At 38.2% G+C, this 18,535-nt stretch carries 18 protein-coding genes; 6 read left to right on the forward strand and 12 right to left on the reverse strand.

Annotation, left to right across the window (positions count from 1 at the left end; genetic code table 11):
- Nucleotides 1-28: 28 nt before the first annotated feature.
- Together M0R16_11895 and nuoE are read right to left on the reverse strand one after the other, a co-directional pair.
- Nucleotides 29-1,807 (reverse strand): NADH-quinone oxidoreductase subunit NuoF, encoded by a 1,779-nt coding sequence (locus M0R16_11895; GenBank protein ID MCK9613575.1) that lies wholly within the window; start codon nt 1,805-1,807, stop codon nt 29-31.
- 18 nt (nt 1,808-1,825) lie between these two features.
- Nucleotides 1,826-2,344, reverse strand: a complete 519-nt coding sequence (gene nuoE / locus M0R16_11900) for an NADH-quinone oxidoreductase subunit NuoE (protein MCK9613576.1) — start codon at nt 2,342-2,344, stop codon at nt 1,826-1,828.
- 343 nt (nt 2,345-2,687) lie between these two features.
- Between nuoE and M0R16_11905 the strand changes: the two genes are divergently transcribed.
- A complete protein-coding gene (locus M0R16_11905; GenBank protein MCK9613577.1) occupies nt 2,688-4,079 on the forward strand; it encodes an arginine decarboxylase in 1,392 nt (463 codons plus the stop codon).
- Between the two features lie 9 nt (nt 4,080-4,088).
- Here the strand turns inward: M0R16_11905 and M0R16_11910 are convergent, their stop codons facing one another.
- Nucleotides 4,089-4,892 carry a formylglycine-generating enzyme family protein gene (locus M0R16_11910; protein MCK9613578.1) on the reverse strand — a complete coding sequence of 268 codons (804 nt, stop codon included), beginning with the start codon at nt 4,890-4,892 and terminating at the stop codon, nt 4,089-4,091.
- A gap of 170 nt (nt 4,893-5,062) precedes the next feature.
- Here M0R16_11910 and M0R16_11915 point away from each other — a divergent pair, with 170 nt between their 5' ends.
- The 3 genes from M0R16_11915 to M0R16_11925 all read left to right on the forward strand — a co-directional run bounded on the left by M0R16_11915 (nt 5,063) and on the right by M0R16_11925 (nt 8,957).
- Nucleotides 5,063-5,749 (forward strand): hypothetical protein, encoded by a 687-nt coding sequence (locus M0R16_11915; protein ID MCK9613579.1) that lies wholly within the window; start codon nt 5,063-5,065, stop codon nt 5,747-5,749.
- A 75-nt stretch (nt 5,750-5,824) separates the two neighbouring features.
- Nucleotides 5,825-8,305: a DNA translocase FtsK gene (locus M0R16_11920; protein ID MCK9613580.1), complete on the forward strand. Its 2,481-nt coding sequence runs from the start codon at nt 5,825-5,827 to the stop codon at nt 8,303-8,305.
- Between the two features lie 7 nt (nt 8,306-8,312).
- Nucleotides 8,313-8,957, forward strand: coding sequence for an outer membrane lipoprotein carrier protein LolA (locus M0R16_11925; protein ID MCK9613581.1), 645 nt, complete (start codon nt 8,313-8,315; stop codon nt 8,955-8,957).
- Nucleotides 8,958-9,130: 173 nt separating this feature from the next.
- Here M0R16_11925 and M0R16_11930 read toward each other — a convergent pair whose 3' ends face one another.
- A complete protein-coding gene (locus tag M0R16_11930) occupies nt 9,131-9,442 on the reverse strand; it encodes an RNA-binding protein (GenBank protein ID MCK9613582.1) in 312 nt (103 codons plus the stop codon).
- A gap of 132 nt (nt 9,443-9,574) precedes the next feature.
- The gene (locus M0R16_11935) at nt 9,575-10,741 is read right to left on the reverse strand and encodes a glycosyltransferase (protein MCK9613583.1); all 1,167 of its coding nucleotides are present in this window, start codon (nt 10,739-10,741) and stop codon (nt 9,575-9,577) included.
- A gap of 576 nt (nt 10,742-11,317) precedes the next feature.
- Here M0R16_11935 and fusA point away from each other — a divergent pair.
- A complete protein-coding gene (gene fusA / locus M0R16_11940) occupies nt 11,318-13,399 on the forward strand; it encodes an elongation factor G (GenBank protein MCK9613584.1) in 2,082 nt (693 codons plus the stop codon).
- Between the two features lie 193 nt (nt 13,400-13,592).
- Here fusA and M0R16_11945 read toward each other — a convergent pair whose 3' ends face one another.
- The 7 genes from M0R16_11945 to M0R16_11975 form a co-directional block, all read right to left on the reverse strand.
- Nucleotides 13,593-14,684 (reverse strand): TIGR04133 family radical SAM/SPASM protein, encoded by a 1,092-nt coding sequence (locus M0R16_11945; protein MCK9613585.1) that lies wholly within the window; start codon nt 14,682-14,684, stop codon nt 13,593-13,595.
- A 132-nt stretch (nt 14,685-14,816) separates the two neighbouring features.
- Entirely contained in the window at nt 14,817-14,987 is a 171-nt protein-coding gene (locus tag M0R16_11950) for a hypothetical protein (GenBank protein MCK9613586.1), read from the reverse strand.
- A 5-nt stretch (nt 14,988-14,992) separates the two neighbouring features.
- Entirely contained in the window at nt 14,993-15,391 is a 399-nt protein-coding gene (locus M0R16_11955) for a hypothetical protein (GenBank protein MCK9613587.1), read from the reverse strand.
- A 67-nt stretch (nt 15,392-15,458) separates the two neighbouring features.
- Nucleotides 15,459-15,911: a hypothetical protein gene (locus M0R16_11960; GenBank protein MCK9613588.1), complete on the reverse strand. Its 453-nt coding sequence runs from the start codon at nt 15,909-15,911 to the stop codon at nt 15,459-15,461.
- An 8-nt stretch (nt 15,912-15,919) separates the two neighbouring features.
- A complete protein-coding gene (locus M0R16_11965; GenBank protein MCK9613589.1) occupies nt 15,920-16,372 on the reverse strand; it encodes a radical SAM-associated putative lipoprotein in 453 nt (150 codons plus the stop codon).
- A gap of 62 nt (nt 16,373-16,434) precedes the next feature.
- The gene (locus M0R16_11970; protein ID MCK9613590.1) at nt 16,435-16,899 is read right to left on the reverse strand and encodes a radical SAM-associated putative lipoprotein; all 465 of its coding nucleotides are present in this window, start codon (nt 16,897-16,899) and stop codon (nt 16,435-16,437) included.
- A gap of 36 nt (nt 16,900-16,935) precedes the next feature.
- Nucleotides 16,936-17,697, reverse strand: coding sequence for a TIGR02757 family protein (locus M0R16_11975; GenBank protein ID MCK9613591.1), 762 nt, complete (start codon nt 17,695-17,697; stop codon nt 16,936-16,938).
- A gap of 144 nt (nt 17,698-17,841) precedes the next feature.
- Between M0R16_11975 and M0R16_11980 the strand changes: the two genes are divergently transcribed.
- The coding region (locus M0R16_11980) for an IS982 family transposase (GenBank protein ID MCK9613592.1) at nt 17,842-18,535 on the forward strand (694 nt) is incomplete at its 3' end.

An 18,535-nucleotide genomic window follows, 5' to 3' on the forward strand; every position in this document is an offset into this window, starting at 1 on the left:
AATATTTTATTTTTTAATTAGAGTACTTTTATAAGATATTTATTGCATCAAATTTGCACCTGCTATAACAATCGCCACACTTGATGCAGTCGCCTTCACGAATAAAATGTGGTTGTTTTTTTTCTCCATCAATAGCTCCAACCGGGCATTTTTTGCCACATACCATACAACCTGTGCATTTTTCGGGGTCAATTACATAAGTCAGCAATTGCTTGCATGCTTTAGCCGGGCATTTTTTATCGCGAATATGCGCTTCATACTCGTCCCTGAAATATTTGATAGTGGTAAGCACAGGATTTGGTGCGGTCTGCCCCAGGCCGCAAAGTGAATTGTCTTTTATTTGATATGCAAGTTCTTCAAGGGTTTCGATATCACCTTCTTTGCCCTTGCCTTCTGTGATACGTGTAAGAATTTCAAGCATACGCTTAGTCCCTATCCTGCAAAAAGTACACTTTCCGCATGATTCATTCTGAGTAAAGTTCAGAAAGAATTTTGCAATATCCACCATGCAGGTGGTCTCATCCATCACCACCATGCCCCCTGAACCCATAATGGCACCTGTAACATTTACAGAGTCATAATCAACTATTGTATCCGCAAGATATTCGGGAATACAACCTCCTGAAGGACCTCCCAGCTGAACAGCTTTGAATTTCTTATCATTTGGAATGCCGCCTCCGAGCTTAAAAATAACATCACGGATGGTAATGCCCATAGGAACTTCAACAAGCCCTGAGTTCCGTATTTTTCCTGCCAAAGCAAACACTTTTGTCCCTTTGCTTTTTTCGGTGCCGTATTTTTTATAGGCATCTGCACCATGAAGAATAATCCATGGCACATTGGCAAAAGTTTCAACATTATTAATGTTTGTTGGCTTTTTCCACAAACCTGCTTCAGCAGGAAAAGGAGGACGTTTGCGGGGCATGCCCCTCTGGCCTTCCACAGATGCAATCAGAGCTGTTTCTTCGCCACAAACAAAGGCGCCTGCGCCTTCTTTAATGTAAATGTCGAAATTAAAACCTTCAACTCCAAAAATATTTTTTCCCAGGTACCCTTTATCACGCGCTTGCTTTAATGCAATATTTAGCCTTTTAATCGCTAGCGGATATTCTGCACGGCAATAAATCACACCAGATGTAGCCTGAATGGTATATGCTCCAATTATCATTCCTTCCAGAACGGAATGCGGATCACCTTCAAGGAGTGAACGGTCCATAAAGGCTCCGGGGTCACCTTCGTCAGCATTACAGATAATGTATTTTTGCTCTGATTTGTTATTATAGGCAAATTTCCATTTCACTCCTGTCGGGAAACCACCACCTCCCCTGCCACGCAAACCGGAATCTATCATAGTCTTAATCACATCTTCATTGCTGATTTTTTCGACAAGTATTTTCTTTATGGACTTGTAGCCATCTCTGGCTTCGTAATCTTCAATGCTTTCAGGGTCAATCATCCCGCAGTTTCGCAAAGCAATTTTTACCTGGTTTTTGAAGAAGTAATCATCAGGCGTATCAAAAATATCAGATTGAACTATAAATTCCCTTACAGGCTCATTGCTTTTCAGATGTTTCTCACATATTTCGACTGCTTTGGTTTCATCAACATTGCCATATAAATAGGAGCCGGAATCGTCAATTACTTCAACAAGAGGCTCCCTGAAACACATACCAATACAACTGGTTCTTTTCAATTCAAAAGTCAGGTTGTCCACTTTTTTCAGGCTTAAGAGTTTGTCGTAGGTTTTTCCAGCCCCAGCTGCAATTCCACAGCTACCAAGGCCTACAATCACTTTTTTTTGTGCCATATTTTGATGTTTGGGCTATTAGTTTAATTCTTTGATTTTTATATCTTTCACAATTTTTACGGCTTCGCTACCGCTGAGTTTACCAAAGGTCTCCACTCCTATCATCATAACCGGAGCAAGGGAGCAACATCCCAGGCATGCCACCGACTCAAGAGTAAAAATCCTGTCTGCTGTAGTTTCTCCATCTTTTACATTCAGCGCTTCCTGCAAGGCATCCGTAATTTTGTTGGCATTCTGAACATGGCAGGCAGTGCCATGGCATACTTTAATAATATGCTTTCCAACCGGATTGAGTCGAAACTGGGCATAAAAAGTAACTACGCCATACATATCGCTCACCTTAAGACCTGTTTCTTCTGAAATTTTTTTAAATGCTTCTTTAGGAATATAACCATAAATATCCTGAGTATGCTGTAATATAGGAATAAGGTTTCCTTTGACATTATTATACTTTTGTAAAATAGGTTCTAATAAACTTAAATCAACATTCGAAGATATGTTTATGTTTTCTTCTTCACTTAGTCTAGTTATTCTCATAATTCATTTTTTTATGCAAATATAATATTGTTGAATATTTCAATTTTATTTCATTTTAAACTTCTTTTATATTAGCTTATAACATATTTATAATCTGATAATTACAAATTGACAGGTAAGTTACTTATTAATAATTACCGAGATCACTTATTCCCATAAAACAAAATAATCTTTCAAATCATTTAAATTTTTCCTAATACATAATATGTGATTCAATATCAAATGTAATAAATTTTTGTTAATTTATTTATTTTAATGTAAAAGACTTACATTTGCATTTTAAAACTAATCCATCTTACTTACTATAAATAATTTTTATAAACCTAAGTTACTTAATTAAAAAATGAAAAACAAATATATTGACTTAATTCAACAAACCTTTGAGTTTCCTCAGGAAGAATTTAAGGTTGAAGAAAATGAACTTTACTTTAATAATATTTGTCTTACTGATTTAATTAAACAATACGGAACTCCCTTGAAGATATCCTATCTACCTAAGATATCTTCAAATATCCAGAGGGCTAAAAAACTCTTTAATGTGGCAATCGCAAAAGCAGATTACCAGGGCGAATACCATTATGCATATTGCACCAAGAGTTCACACTTTAGCTTCACCCTTGAAGAAGCGCTGAAAAACGACATTCATCTGGAAACATCATCCGAGTTTGACATTAACATCATACACAGCCTGTTTGCAAATGAAAAAATTGATAAAAACATCTACATCATTTGCAATGGATTTAAAAAAATCGGATATATTAAAGAGATTTGCGGCCTGATAAATAATGGTTTTGTAAACACCGTACCGGTGCTTGATAATAAAAAAGAAGTTGAATACATCTCAACTCTCAGCAAAAAGAAATGCAAACTCGGTATCCGCATTGCCTCGGAAGAAGAACCACGTTTTGATTTCTATACTTCCCGCCTTGGCATCCGTTACAATGACATTCTTGACTTCTATAAAGCCAATATCAAAGGAAATCCCAAATTTGAGCTTAAAATGTTGCATTTTTTTATCAACACAGGAATCAGGGATAATGCATATTACTGGAACGAACTCATCAAGTGCGTAAATGTATATTGTGAATTAAAGAAAATTTGTAAGGAACTCGACACATTAAATATAGGCGGTGGTTTCCCCGTCAAGAATTCTATGGCTTTTGACTACGATTATGAATATATGGCAGAGGAAATCGTGTTGCAAATAAAAAATGTTTGCCAGCAAAATAATGTTCCCGAACCAAACATTTTTAGTGAATTTGGTTCATATACAGTAGGAGAAAGCGGAGCCATCATTTACTCTGTATTGGGACAAAAAAAGCAAAACGACAGAGAGTTATGGGACATGATTGATAGTTCCTTTATGACTACTTTGCCTGATACATGGGCCATCAATCAGCGTTTCGTTTTGCTTGCAATTAATCACTGGGACAAAGAATACGAACGCGTGCATCTTGGCGGGCTTACCTGCGACAGTCATGACTTTTACAATGCAGAAGCTCACGCTAATGCAGTCTTTTTGCCAAAATTTGACGAACAAGACCCGCTTTATATCGGGCTTTTTCACACAGGCGCTTATCAGGAATCGTTAGGCGGGTATGGCGGCATCCAGCACTGCCTCACTCCGGCTCCCAAACATATACTTATCGAAAAAGATGAAAACGGCGAGCTTTATCCCAAGCTATTTGCCAAAGAGCAAAGTCACAAGTCCATGATGAAAATTCTGGGGTATTAATTTCTTTTCTTATTTTTTTGACATACACAAGCGGAAACCTATATTGGCATTGTGGTACACAGGCAAATACCAGGCTCTTGCACTGCAGCGTATGCTGCCATAGCCGCTCATCCATGAGCCGCCGCGAACAATTTTTTCAGTACCATTTACCGGGCCTTGGGGATTTTTTTTAGGAGAATAACTATAATATGCACCATCATGCCAATCCGAACACCATTCCCAAAGGTTGCCGCTCATATCGCAGATCCCAAGCTCATTAGCTTTCAAACTGCAGGGGCAATGCGTGGAATCGCCGCTGTTCAAATAATACCACCCCACTTCCTTGCGTTCATCGCTGCCCGAGAAAATATATCCCCCGCTGCTGGCGCCGCCCCTGGCAGCGTATTCCCATTCCGCTTCGGTAGGTAAACGAAACTTTTTTCCGGTTAATGAATCAAGCTTTTTGATAAAATATTGTATCTCTATCCAGCTTACATTATCAACGGGGCAACTGTCGCAGGAAGAATAATAAGAGTTGTTATAACCCATCACCGATTTCCATTGCTGCTGGAGAACTTCGGTCTTGCCCATGTAGAAGCTGTTGAGTTTGACTTTATGCAACGGTTTTTCCACGCTGTAACAGTCGGGATCTTTATCAGGTATGCAGCCCATCATAAAAGAACCTCCTTTTACATAAACCATTTCATAAGGAAATTCAAAATTGCATTTTTTTGTTTTTGATATATCTTTCGTATTACTCTTCTGAGAAAACGCAACAGAAATCAAAATCAACTGAAATAAAATGCAGCTAATCATTCGTTTTAATAATACCATAATGAGTCATTTTTGAATTGCTAAATTAGATAAAAAAATTTTTCTGTTAATTTCTCGTTTGATAACTTTTAATAAACACACATTATTATTTGCAGTAAACCGATACTTTTGCAACGGAAAAAATGGTATTATATTTGCAAAAACTATAAAAATTTAAAAATTATTTTATTATGAAAAAAGCATTTAAAGCATTGGTAATTCTTTTGTGTGTAGGCACATTTTGTATTCCAAGCACTTTCGGGCAAAAAAAATTCAAAGGCATAATCACGTATGCGATTACTTATGGGGGCACCATTGACGCAGCTACAGCCGCCATGCAGCCCAAAATCACCACACTGGCAATATACGAAAACAAGCAGAAGTCAACTACTTCCACACAGGGAGTAACATTTGATGAAATTACAGACGGGGACAACAAATCAAAAATAACCCTCCTGGACCTTATGGGCCAAAAGGTTTATTTTAAAACTTCAACAACAGAAATAGAAGCTGAAATAGCCGAAAACCCCGAACCGGAAATTAAATATTCAGAAGAAACTAAATCTGTTGCCGGATATAACTGCAAAAAAGCTGATTATATCATGCAGAATGAAGATGGTGAAACTATTTCATCAGTTGTTTACTATACCGAAGAACTCGGCGGAGAATTATTAAATTATGGCGGGCAATTCAACAAATTAAAAGGCGTACCTCTGGAATACACCATGACAACACCCGATGGTAAAATAATAACTTTTGCTGCTTCTGAAGTTAAAAGGGGTAAAGTTAAAGACACGGATTTCCTGATACCTGCTGATTATGTTGAACTTTCCGCTGAAGAAAAACAACAACTTCTCAACCAATTGAAAGGACAGTAATATTAATTTGAACAAAAAAAAGAAATCCTCTGTCAGCAGGGGATTTTTTTTAAAAGAAAAACCTTATAGCAAATTATGTCCCGTACAGTAAATACTTTTTCAAAAAATACTTTCAGAGAAGGAGCACTGTCGGACGATACTGCAGAACAGGCGCAAAAAAAACAAAAAACCACTAAAGAACCGAAAACCAAAAAAGTAAAAAAACAAAAACCCGAAAGCGCTCCTAATAAATTTTTCGAGGCGCTCAGAAGTGAAAAGTTTCATAAAATTACCGGGCTTTTCTTTTTATTGTTTTCATTTTTTCTGATGTTCACATTTGTTTCCTACCTTTTTTCATGGAAGGAAGATGACAACATTTTCGACAACACTTTTTTCAGAATAATCACAGACACATCTCTGCAATCCGGCAACTGGATGGGAAAAATCGGCGCTGTTTTTTCATTCCTTTTTATCAAAAAGTGTTTTGGCATTGCATCCTTTCTGCTGGTCATCTGGCTTTTTATCATGGGAACACGATTGCTGTTTAACAAAACTCTTTTCCCCACTGGCAAAGCAACTGTATATCTTATTTTCGGATTGATACTGATACCGGTTAGCCTTACTTTTTTCATTTTCGGAGATAACAACATGATATTGGGAGGCGCTTTCGGATACCAAATCAATATTTGGCTCAACAGTATCATTGGGAAGATTGGGACAGGCATACTGTTATTTTTTCTTATTGCCAGTTTCCTTATTATTGAACATAACATTCACAAGCGCTGGCAACGAAAGAAAAATACGGAAGAACAAATTGAAGAAAAAAATATTGAAACTAAAACTGCCAGAAATGAATTGATTATTAAAGAAGAAAAAACTCTTGAAGAAGAAATAATTCCCGTACCATTCACTAAAGATGGGAAAGAAGAAAAAATTGAAGAAGTTCCTGACAGCAATGTCCCTGATGTACCTTTTTCCATCACGTCTCCTGAAGAGCTTGAAGAAGAAAGCAATCCTGTTTTGCTTGCGGAAGAAAAAACAGAGCATTTTACCATTGAAACACCCTACGACCCGCGTTTAGAGCTTTCTTCCTTTCGCTTCCCCGGTTTGGAACTGTTGAAAGAATATGACCCCGGCAATATCACCGTTCAGAATGAAGAACTCGAAGCCAACAAAAACCGTATCCTTAAAACCCTGAACAACTATTCCATACAGATTGACAAAATCAACGCCACCATAGGCCCGACGGTAACGCTATACGAAATAGTTCCTGCCCCCGGAGTACGTATTTCAAAAATCAAAAACCTTGAAGATGACATTGCTTTGAGTTTATCAGCCCTCGGCATACGCATCATCGCTCCCATGCCCGGCAAAGGGACTATCGGCATAGAAGTGCCCAACCAAAATCCAAGGATAGTATCTATGCGCTCTATTATTTCTTCTGAGAGATTCCAAAATAATAGTTATGAATTGCCCATTGGCCTGGGAAAAACCATATCAAATACCAGTTATGTGGCTGACCTGGCAAAAATGCCCCACCTGCTCATGGCCGGAGCTACAGGGCAAGGAAAATCTGTTGGGCTTAATGCTATAATAACCTCACTATTATACAAAAAACATCCTTCCGAATTGAAGTTTGTACTGGTTGACCCTAAAAAAGTGGAGCTAACACTTTTCTCAAAAATTGAAAGGCATTACCTAGCGAAACTGCCCGATTCAGAAGAAGCTATCATCACCGATGTTCGTAAGGTGGTACGGACATTGAATTCTCTTTGCATTCTGATGGAATCACGCTATGATTTACTGAAACTTGCCAATGTCAGAAACATTAAGGAGTACAACACAAAATTCATTTCCCGTAGGTTAAATCCAAAAGACGGGCATCACTTCATGCCATACATTGTGGTTATTGTTGATGAGTTCGCTGACCTCATCATCACGGCAGGCAAAGAAGTGGAAACACCGATAACACGGCTTGCACAACTTGCACGTGCCATCGGCATCCATCTGGTGGTCGCCACTCAACGTCCCTCCGTCAATGTAATAACAGGCACTATTAAAGCCAACTTCCCTGCACGAGTCTCTTACCGTGTAATTTCTAAAATTGACTCCCGCACCATCATAGATTCCAGCGGCGCTGACCAGCTTATCGGACGCGGAGACATGCTGCTGCTTACCGGCAGTGAAACAGTTCGGCTGCAATGTGCTTTTATTGACTCCCCCGAAGTGGATGATATCACAGATTTTATTGGCCAGCAAAGGGCTTTCCCCGAAGTGTATGAACTTCCCGACTGTCCCGACGAAGAAAACGAAGCAGCTAAAGATACCGGCCCTTCAGACAGAGACGATATGTTTGAAGAAGCTGCCCGGGTAATCGTAACTCACCAGCATGGCTCCACGTCCCTCCTGCAAAGAAAATTAAAACTCGGATACAACCGTGCAGGCAGGATAATTGACCAACTGGAAACAGCAGGTATTGTTGGCCCCTTTGAAGGAAGTAAAGCCAGAGAAGTGAAAATCAAAGACTTAAATTATTTGGAACAGTTTTTGAACTCCTTACGCGACAACATTCAATAAAAAGCAGATGAAAAAATTAATGATATATGCTGCAGCGCTCATAGTTACACTGCAGGTAAATGCACAGGACAACACCAAAGCCAAGAACATACTTGATGGTGTTTCGCAGCAAATAAAATCCTATACAACGATGAATATCTCTTTCACTTTTACAGTGGAGAATACCAAAAAGAAAACCAAGGAAAGCCAGACAGGTATTGCCAATATTAAAGGTGATAAATATTTTCTGGAATATGCCGGACAGGAAGTTTATTCAGACGGAAAAACCCTGTGGACATTTCTGAAAGACGTCAAAGAGGTTCATATAAATAATTTAGAAGAAAATACTGAAACCATTCTGAACCCGATGAAAATGGTTACCGAATACAACAAAAACTTTACGCCAAAATTTATAAAAGAAGAAGCACGAGGTTCCAAAATAATTCAGATTATTGACCTTACTCCCATGAAAGCGAAATCCTATTACAAGGTTCGCATTGAAATTGATAAAATCCAGAAAAACATCAGCGGTGCCATCATATACGATAAAAATGGCATGAACACTTATACATATACCATTACAAAATTTATCACCAACCAGGATATTCCCGACAGCAGGTTCACATTCAAAACTGTCGACCACCCGGGTGTGGAAGTTATAGATTTAAGGTAAGAATCCAAGATTTCAAAAACACTCTACCCTTATCAGGACAAACTTATATACGCCTAACTCACTTGTATTTTAAGCAAGTTATAGAATAACAGGCAAAAAAAAAGCGGCCGAAGCCGCTAAAGGGGGAAAATCAAAAAATTTTCAAACAGTAAACTTGTAATAACAAAAAACTATTAGTCGTTATTTCTGTAATTATTTCTTCTGTTGTCTCTTCTGAAGTTTCTGTTGCCGTGTTCTCCTTCTTTTCTTTCGATGGATTGATTCACCGTAATGTTCCTTCCCTTCACATCCGTACCGTTGATATTATCAATGGCCTGCTGTGCTTCTGCATCGTTTGGCATTTCAACAAATCCAAAACCTTTACTTCTCCCGGAGTATTTGTCGGTGATGATTTTCACGGAAGTTACTTGTCCGTACTCTTCAAAAATTTTTTGTAATTCATCTTCAGTCATTCCATAGTGAAGATTGCCTGCGTAAATTTTCATAATGCGATAATTAATTTAAATTGGTTATTAACTGTACAAAAGTAATCTATTTTATTAAAGATTAAATAAATAAAAAAATTATTTTTTATTATATGTCCTATATAATATTGTCGTGTAAAAAAAATAACAAATTTAACGGGTGTTAATTATCAGTGTATTGATTTTATCTGTTTGAACTTTCCAGTTAAAATGTTCTGTAACAAAACTATGGCCGCTTTCTGATAATTTTTGATACAATTCAGGTTCGTCAAGTAGTCTCAGTATCTTCATCGCGTAGTCTTCGGTAGAATAGCCCACAAGAATATCCTGCCCGTCTGCAGCCAATAAGGCATTGTTTGCCAGTCCGGACGTTACACAGGGTAGCTTCATCGCCATGGCTTCCAAAAGTTTGTTTTGCATGCCTGTGCCAATCTGCATGGGAGCAACAAATATTTTTGATTTGGCGTAACATTCACGTATGTCTTCCACCCAACCGCTGACCGTTACGTTATCACAGGCAAGGTTTAATACTTTCTTGTCGGGTGTAGCCCCCGCAATGAGGATTTTTATGCCAGGCTTTTTCTTTTTTAAAACCGGTAGTATTTCATTCACAAGGTATTCAACGCTGTTAATATTTGGCATATAAGCCATATTCCCTGTAAAAAGAAGGTCATATTCTTTATCTCTTATCAGGGGTTTAAAGAACTCCGTATCCACGCCATTCATAACCACTTCAATATTATTTTTATCGGGATGACTGATAATATCTCTGTCAGGATGGGAAATGATAATCTTATTATTGAATTTATCGAAAATTGTACGTTCGTATTTTTTCACTCTTCTGGCTTCCATGCGCAATACCGGCTTTATAAAAAATGATGCACTTGACGACATACGTTCAGCTCCTTTTGAAAAAACATCCTGATAGTCAAGTGTTTTTGGGATGCTAATATCTTTAATATATTCGGCAACACGGATAAGCTGGCAGAAAATATGCCCGGGTTTAATTTCATTGATTTTATCAGCTATTTGTTTCTTCACCTTCTTGTTGTAAAAATAGCCTACCTGAAAGGGTTTATTACTGAGCAAAGCCCACAGGAGGCCTGCATAAAGCTTCCATTTTGATAAATTAACGATGGTGATGCTTCTACAATATTCAGAAAGCTTTCCCCGAGCATCCGGGTGTAATTTAGTGTCATTTAGGCAAAAAAGATGTATCTCATGATATTTTGACAGGCAGCGGATATGATGATACGCCCTCAGTTTGTCGCCTTTGACAAGCGGATACGGGACTCTCGATAATAAGACAAAAAGCTTCACAAGCAGTAATTTAAGGGGTAAAGATATTTAATTTTTTAAAAAACAAAAATTTTTTAGGAGAAATTTATAGATTTAGGCATTGACATTTGTTTAAATTCTCAATATACATTGATCTCTGTTCACTTTTTTGAAGCCTTAGTATCCGCCTCGTTGAGCTGTTTTTACTTAGAGTCTTTGCCACAGCAGAGTGGTATTCTTCAATTTTAAAATTCTCAATATTCAATGTACCATGTTCAATGATTTGAATCCTTAGTGTTTCGTTTCGAAGCCTTTTTAACTAAAGATGTGCAAAGAAACAAAAGAGGACATAATGTTTTTTATCTGAGAGGCCTTATGTAAAAACATAAAACAGAGCATCCCCGGAATCGTGAAAACAACCCGTCATGATTTGTCGGCTCCTATAAAAGCTTTAACTAATCTACATAAACATAGCTTCGTCTGAAAAAATTTCGTAACTTTGCAAAAAATTTGCTCATGTTTCCCGGAAACATTATCTGTCAAGGGAATAAGCCAAATTTCAATTATTTATTAATCATAAAAAATTCCAAAATCAGAATTTTTCAAGGTTCTCAATTTATGTCACTAACAAAACTCAGAAACATCGGCATAGCCGCACACATTGACGCCGGAAAAACCACCGTTACCGAGCGCATACTTTTTTATACCGGTGTTACGCGCAAACCGGGCGAAGTCCATGATGGGCAGGCCACCATGGATTTTATGAAACAGGAACAGGAACGCGGCATCACCATTGCTTCCGCTGCCATATGCTGTCAATGGAGAAACGCACAGATAAACATCATCGACACCCCAGGTCATGTTGACTTTACTGTGGAGGTGGAACGCTCCCTGCGCGTGATTGACGGAATGATAGCAGTATTTTGTGCTGTCGGCGGTGTAGAGCCACAGACGGAAACCGTGTGGAATCAGGCCAACCGCTATAAAGTACCGCGTATCGCTTTTATCAACAAAATGGACCGCACCGGAGCTAACTTTTTCGATGCCATTTCCATGATGAACCATTACTTAGACGCCAAAGCGCTGGCGTTTCAATTGCCTATGGGCGTTGAAGAAGATTTTCACGGAATCGTTGACATAGTCGAAAGGCGTGCTTATGTGTTTAACGATTTTGAGCGCACAGAAGTGGAAATACCTGATGCATATCGGGAGAAAACGGAAGAAATGCGCTTGCTTCTTGTTGAGAAACTCGGCGATTATGATGAAGATATCCGAAATCTGTATTTTGACGAAAAAGACATCCCTGCCTCTCTGATAAAAAAAGCTGCACGGGAAGCTACGCTGAAACTGCTTATCACGCCGGTATTTTGTGGCGCTGCATATAAAAACAAAGGCATCCAGTTGCTGCTCGATGCCGTTGTGGACTACCTGCCCTCACCTATTGATGCCGGCGCTGTGGTAGGCTTTGATATTGATGACACCGAAAAGACAAGAAGCAGAAACCCCTCGCCCAAAGAGCCTTTTGCTGCACTCGCTTTCAAGCTTATTCACGACCCTTATGTCGGCCAGCAGACATTTATCCGTATTTATTCCGGCACACTCAGCAGCGGCATGCAACTGCTGAACACCACTAAAGGCAAATACGAACGTGCCGGGCGCATCCTGAAGATACATGCCAAAGACCGGGAAGATATAAGCGAAGCAGGCCCCGGAGATATCGTAGCGCTTATAGGCATGAAACTCACCAAAACCGGCGACACACTCTGCGACAGCGAACACCCGCTGTTTTTAGAATCTATACATATTCCTCCAACGGTTATTGAATTAAAAATAAATCCTGTCAAGCGCGCAGGTCAGGAAAAAATGATAGAGTCTCTGCACAAACTTGCCAACGAAGACCCCTCGTTTACGATGCGCTTTAACGATGAAACCGGAGAGACCATTGTTTCGGGCATGGGCGAATTGCACCTCGAAATTATCATTGATCGTTTGCGCCGGGAATTTGGCGTGGAAGTGGAAGTGGGACAACCCTCCGTAGCATTTCGAGAAGCCATTACATTGGAGTCGGAAAACAATTACAAACATGCGAAGCAGAGCGGCGGCCGCGGACAGTTTGCCCGCACAGTGCTGCGCATAGAGCCCAATGAAGGAAAAGGCTATGAATTTATTGATAAAATAAAGGGCGGCGCCATTCCCTCGGAATACATACCTTCTGTAAACAAAGGCATACAAAAAACAATGGGAAGCGGCATCATGGCCGGTTTTCCCATCGTGGACGTAAAAGTTACCCTGCTCGATGGCAGCTACCATCCTGTGGATTCGTCAGATATGGCTTTTCAGACCTGCGCTTCCATCTGTTTTAAAAATGCATTTTTAAATGCCGGCCCTGTGCTGCTTGAGCCTGTGATGAAAGTGGAGGTGAACACTCCGGATGAGTATATAGGTGAGATTGTCGGCAACCTGAACCGTCGCCGAGGCAAGATTGAAGCCATGCGCCGCTACCGCAAAGGCTCGCAGAAGGTAAACGCTTTTGTGCCGCTGATGGAAATGTTTGGCTATGCTACACAATTGAGAAATATGTCGAGTGGAAGAGCCAACTATTCTATGGAATTTTTCCGCTACGAAGCTGTACCGAAAGGCATACAGGAAGAAGAACTCAAGAAAATCTCCGAAAAGAAGAAGCTTGAGAGGAACCAGTAAGGTGTTTAGGTGGTTAGCATTTAAGCCAGCTGGAAAACTGACAGTTTAACAGTTGTAGCCTATTTGTACATAACGCAACAATTAATAATGGATTTTAAATTTTTCAATAATCTCTGTGGTGTAGTCTGATAAAAAATATAATTAAAAACCAGATTTGTCCGGTATTAAATTGCAAAATTCTTAACGGCGCGTATCAGTATTCTTCCTGTATCATCTTATAATGACATCGCAGTACATCGTGGGCTGGAACATTCCGCAGGTGGATACCGTTACCTTTACACCATTTCCATTCTTTACAGTCGGCACAAAGACCCTCTTTTGTCCATTTGCGGTCTCTCATTTTTTCAAAACGATTATTCCACACTTCAATAAAATCATCTTTACAAATATTCCCTTGTATAAATGAACTACGGTCGATGTTTGGGCAGGCACATATAGAGCCGTCTGCAAGTACTGAGGCCACATTGATACCGGCACGGCAAAAGAAAAACCCATCACGAACCTCCGATTCATAGCTTCCCAAGAAACCTTCACAGCCAAAGCTTGTTTGTATAATTCCTTCCTGCCTGTTAGCTTTTATAAAATCAAGGACACAGCGGAACTGTACGTTCGTAATTTGCAAATCGGAATTTTCTTTTGCACGACCAATAGGGCAGATACTGAAAATGCGCCATCTTTTAACCCCGAGTTCTATCAGTAATTTTTTTAGTTCGTGCAGTTCGTTAAAGTTTTTTTGATTGATGCATGTTACAACATCAAAAACAATATGGTCGCCGGCACCCACAGCAAGTTTTATGGCGTTTACCGCTTTTTCGAAACTTTGCTTGTTGCCGCGCAGCCAGTTGTGGCTATCCTGAAAGCCGTCGAGGCTGATGGTCATAGAGCGAAGTCCGCTGTTAAGCAGATGCTTAAAACGTTCAGCAGTCAGGGCGTAACCGTTGGTAACAAAACCCCAGGGGAAACCTTGCTTGTAAAGCTCCATGCCGCAATCTTCAAGGTCTTTGCGCATAAGCGGTTCACCTCCAGTTATTACTATCATTACCTTGTGCGGGTCGTAAACCTCTTTCACACGTTCTGTTACTTTCAGGAAATCCTGATAGGGCATGTCTTTAACGCTGGGCTCACTGTAGCAATCGCTACCGCAATGCTGACAGTTTATATTGCAACGGAGAGTACATTCCCAGAAAAAATATGTGAGTTCATGCAGTTTGGCTTGCACATCTGTGTACTTACTGAAAACATTGAGTGCAACACGTTTCCTGAGGCCAGGGCGGTAGTTTTTCACTATGTTAATATTAAATAGTTTCGAATAAGAAATATTGAATTATTAAGTCTGAAGCAAGTATTTATTAAATTCATTATCAGATATTTAAGATTCGACATCCGATATTAATGATTGTTCTCTCACTTGACAGTCTCAGGGTTTTGGCATTGTTTTATAATCTGCAGGAGGACCGCCATATTTAACGGGTTGTGATGAACGGCATGACGAAAATCCCATAAGTATCAAGCCTGAAACAAGTAAAAAAGCAGATCCCAGTATGAAAATGTTTAAGTGTTTATTATTTTTTCTTTGTTTAATTTTCATAGTATTTAGTTGTTATAGGTGTTGGGTGGAGGGCCGTATTCGGCTATGGGTTGAGGGTTTATCGGAATGCCGTATTTAGTAATGGGTTTATTAGGCTTAAAAGGATTATGGGGCTTTTGTGCTTTTCGTATGGAATCCTGACGTTTTTTTTCTATTTCTGCAAGGGTAATGGAATCAAGACGGGCTTGCTCTTTTTCTGCCTGTACTAAGGAGTCAGCCTTTGCAATGGAATCCTGTATTGCCTTAACTTTTGCAATAGAATCATTGATGTGCGCTGCTTTTTCTTCTGCTGAAGGGCCATGATTACAACGAGTAAAAACTAATAAACTGATAGAACCAAAAAGTAAAAGGGAATAGTAATAAAATGACGATTTGATTTTAAGTATTTTTCTGTTGTATTTCATAAAGAAAAAAATTTAATCAAAAATACGATATTTTCTTTTTTTACAAAGTTCAAAGAATATTTTAATATCACGGTTTTCTTTGAAGGAAAACATCTGTTTCGCAATACATATTGGAGAAGTCTTCCCATGTTACTGTAAGGTTGGTATCTTTCCCATAAAAGTTTCCATGTAATGTACCGTCTGTATCAGTATAAATAAGTTTGACATACTGGCCTGCTTCTACAACATAGTATGATGAATAACTTCCTGTTTGGCTGGTAGTTGCGTATAAAGTATCCGAGTTATTAACAGTTAATTTAACACTAAGCCCTGGGATGGGTTTTAGTGAATCCTGCGAATAGGCTTTCCCATGAAAATTAATATAATTGTCAACAATAATACCGTAATCCGGCTGAGGAGTGCCATATTTTACCATGCAGGAATGTAACATTCCAAAGCCTGCAATTCCTATAAGATGCATTAACAATTTAATGACTACTAAGTGTATTTTTAATGAAAATTTTGTAATTTTTCTTGCCATAAACTGGCTTAAGGCTTGCGTTCAAGCAATATGGTAGCTTTATGTTCGAGATTGTTAACATCACGAAAACTAACCACTATATTTTCTGATTTGGAATAAAAAGAACCGTTAAGTGTGCTGTCAATATCGCTGAATATCAGTTTTACGGTATCATCTTCTAAGGCGAACTGATGCATGGAAAAACTTCCGGAATTGTCAGTGAAAGCATATACAGTATCGTAATACCTAATTGCTGCTTTTATTTTTATATTGGAAATCGGGAGCAATGAGTCTTCCGACATCACTTTTCCTTTGAAATTGATATAGTTATCAGGGTAAGGGATTCCATACATTGCCACAGGGTCATCTGGAAATTCTGTGCAGGAGGTAAATACCCCAAAACCTGCCAAACCAAGCATCCATAATAGTTTTTTCAACGCTTTGCCAATAAATTTTAAAAAAAAGAACTTTAGTTTATTCATTTTAGAAACTTGTAAAAACAAAAAATTATGGGTTCATAATAACAATAATTATGCCTCAATTTTTATTTGCAAGGCTGGTCTTTTTTAAACTTAAGTGCATAGTTGTATGTATTCTTGCTGTCGTAATACTGATTCCAGTTATTGAAATCGGATTTTGTAAAATCATTTTTCCGCAAAACGACTTGCTGACGGGTTGATTGAAAATCCCCCTGGTTTTCCTTTCCGTCTTCATCAATCACTGTCATTAAATAGTTTTCAAATTTTAAAACTTTAGAGTTGTCTAAATCAATGGTATAATTCCCTTTATCATCTGTCAGGGTTTCCGTAAAATAATCTACGCCATTTTCATCAGTGGCTTTTAAAGTAATTTTTATCTGAGGAATTCCTGTGAGGCATTTTTCAGATTTGACATTACCTTTTACAAGATAGTGATTTTCTATCACACCATACTGAGCAGCAACAGTTCCCGAGAAACCGAAAATAAATGCAATAATTGAAAACAGCCATTTATTGAATTTTAATTTCATAGAATTTTTTTTAATTTAAACACCAAATTTATGAATTTATTTTATAAATCCCAAACCAAATAGGGAAAAATCATATTTAACAGGGTCAACAGGGTCGAATTTTCGCAGTTTACAGGTTAATTCTTCAACAGCTTTCCAGTTATTTTGTTTGATACTTAACAGCCCGAGCTCTCTTGAAGTTTCTCCCGTATGAACATCAAGCGGGCAATATAGTGCAGATGGTGGTATGCCTTTCCACAGGCCAAAATCTACACCCCTATTGTCCTGGCGAACCATCCATCTCAAAAATAAATTTAATCTTTTACAAGCTAAGTTTTTTATGGGGTCGGAAATATGTTTTTCACTATGGCGCAAATGTGGGGTTGAAAAGAATATTTTTCTAAACACGGAAATAGCCATTTTAATACTGCCGTATTTTTTATATGCATCCGTAAAAACTTTTTCCAGCCCATCATGTTTATTATAGATTTTTTGAAGTGACCGGATAAAAAACACACAATCCGTTCCGTTAAAAGTCCTGTAAACAAAATTCTGAAAGCTTCCCAAATCTTCATTTGTTGCTGTTGTGATAAATTGATAAGGCGAATAATCCATTATCTGCATTAACTTATCTGCGTTGAGGATTATCTGAGCCCTCTGTCCCCAAGCCAATATTGCTGCAAAAAAAGCTGATATTTCAACATCTTCTTTTCGGGTAAAGAGATGAGGAATAGAGATTGGATCATCTATAATGAAAGCGGTGTTGTTGAATTCCTCGTATTTTTCGTCAAGCAGTTTATTAATTTCGTTTTGTGTCATAAAGCACGCAGGAAAGATTTTGAGAATATATTATAACCCGTTGTTCTATTAAAATTGTCAAATAAATTGTTCATAAATAAATCAAAAAAGGTTGTGCAATATACTGATATACAGTATATTAAATTAATATTTCAAAATTATTCTATGCACAACCTCAAAACAAATTTCGACAAATTTTTCTCAATAACAAATTCTTTTTTCAACAACTCAATTGATAAATACGGCAATTTCAAATCATATCCCCATCCTCCCAAAATGAGCGATTGTGAAATTATCGCATCATCACTTACTGGCGAATCTATTGGCATTGACAGTGAAAATTACTTTTGGAAAAAATTGATCACTGATTATTGTTCAAGCTTTCCAAAGCTGATTGAACGAAGTCGTTATAATCGAAGAAGAAAACGTCTTTACCCCTATATTCAAAAGCTCAACCAGGAAATGGCTGACAAACTGAATGAAAATGAAAACGCATATATCGTCGATTCTATTCCTGTTCCTGTGTGCCAGATAGCTAGAGAAAAACGAAGCAAGATATGTAAAGAAACTTTTGAAAACGCACCAGATAAAGGATTTTCTGCAGTTAGCAAATCTTATTATTACGGATATAAGTTGCATTTGATAACTTCAGTAAGAGGTGTATTTCAAAGTATGGACATGACAAAAGCAAGCGTCCATGATGTACATTACTTGTCAGATGTTAAATATTCCGGATTAAACAATTTTGTTTTGTTAGGAGATAAAGGCTACTTGTCAAAAACGCATCAATTAGATTTATTCACTTCCTGTAATATTAACCTTGCAACTCCCAATAGAAACAACCAGCATATCAAAGAAC

Source organism: Bacteroidales bacterium, assembly GCA_023228145.1.
In the GTDB taxonomy this organism is placed as follows: Bacteria; Bacteroidota; Bacteroidia; order Bacteroidales; family CAIWKO01; genus CAIWKO01.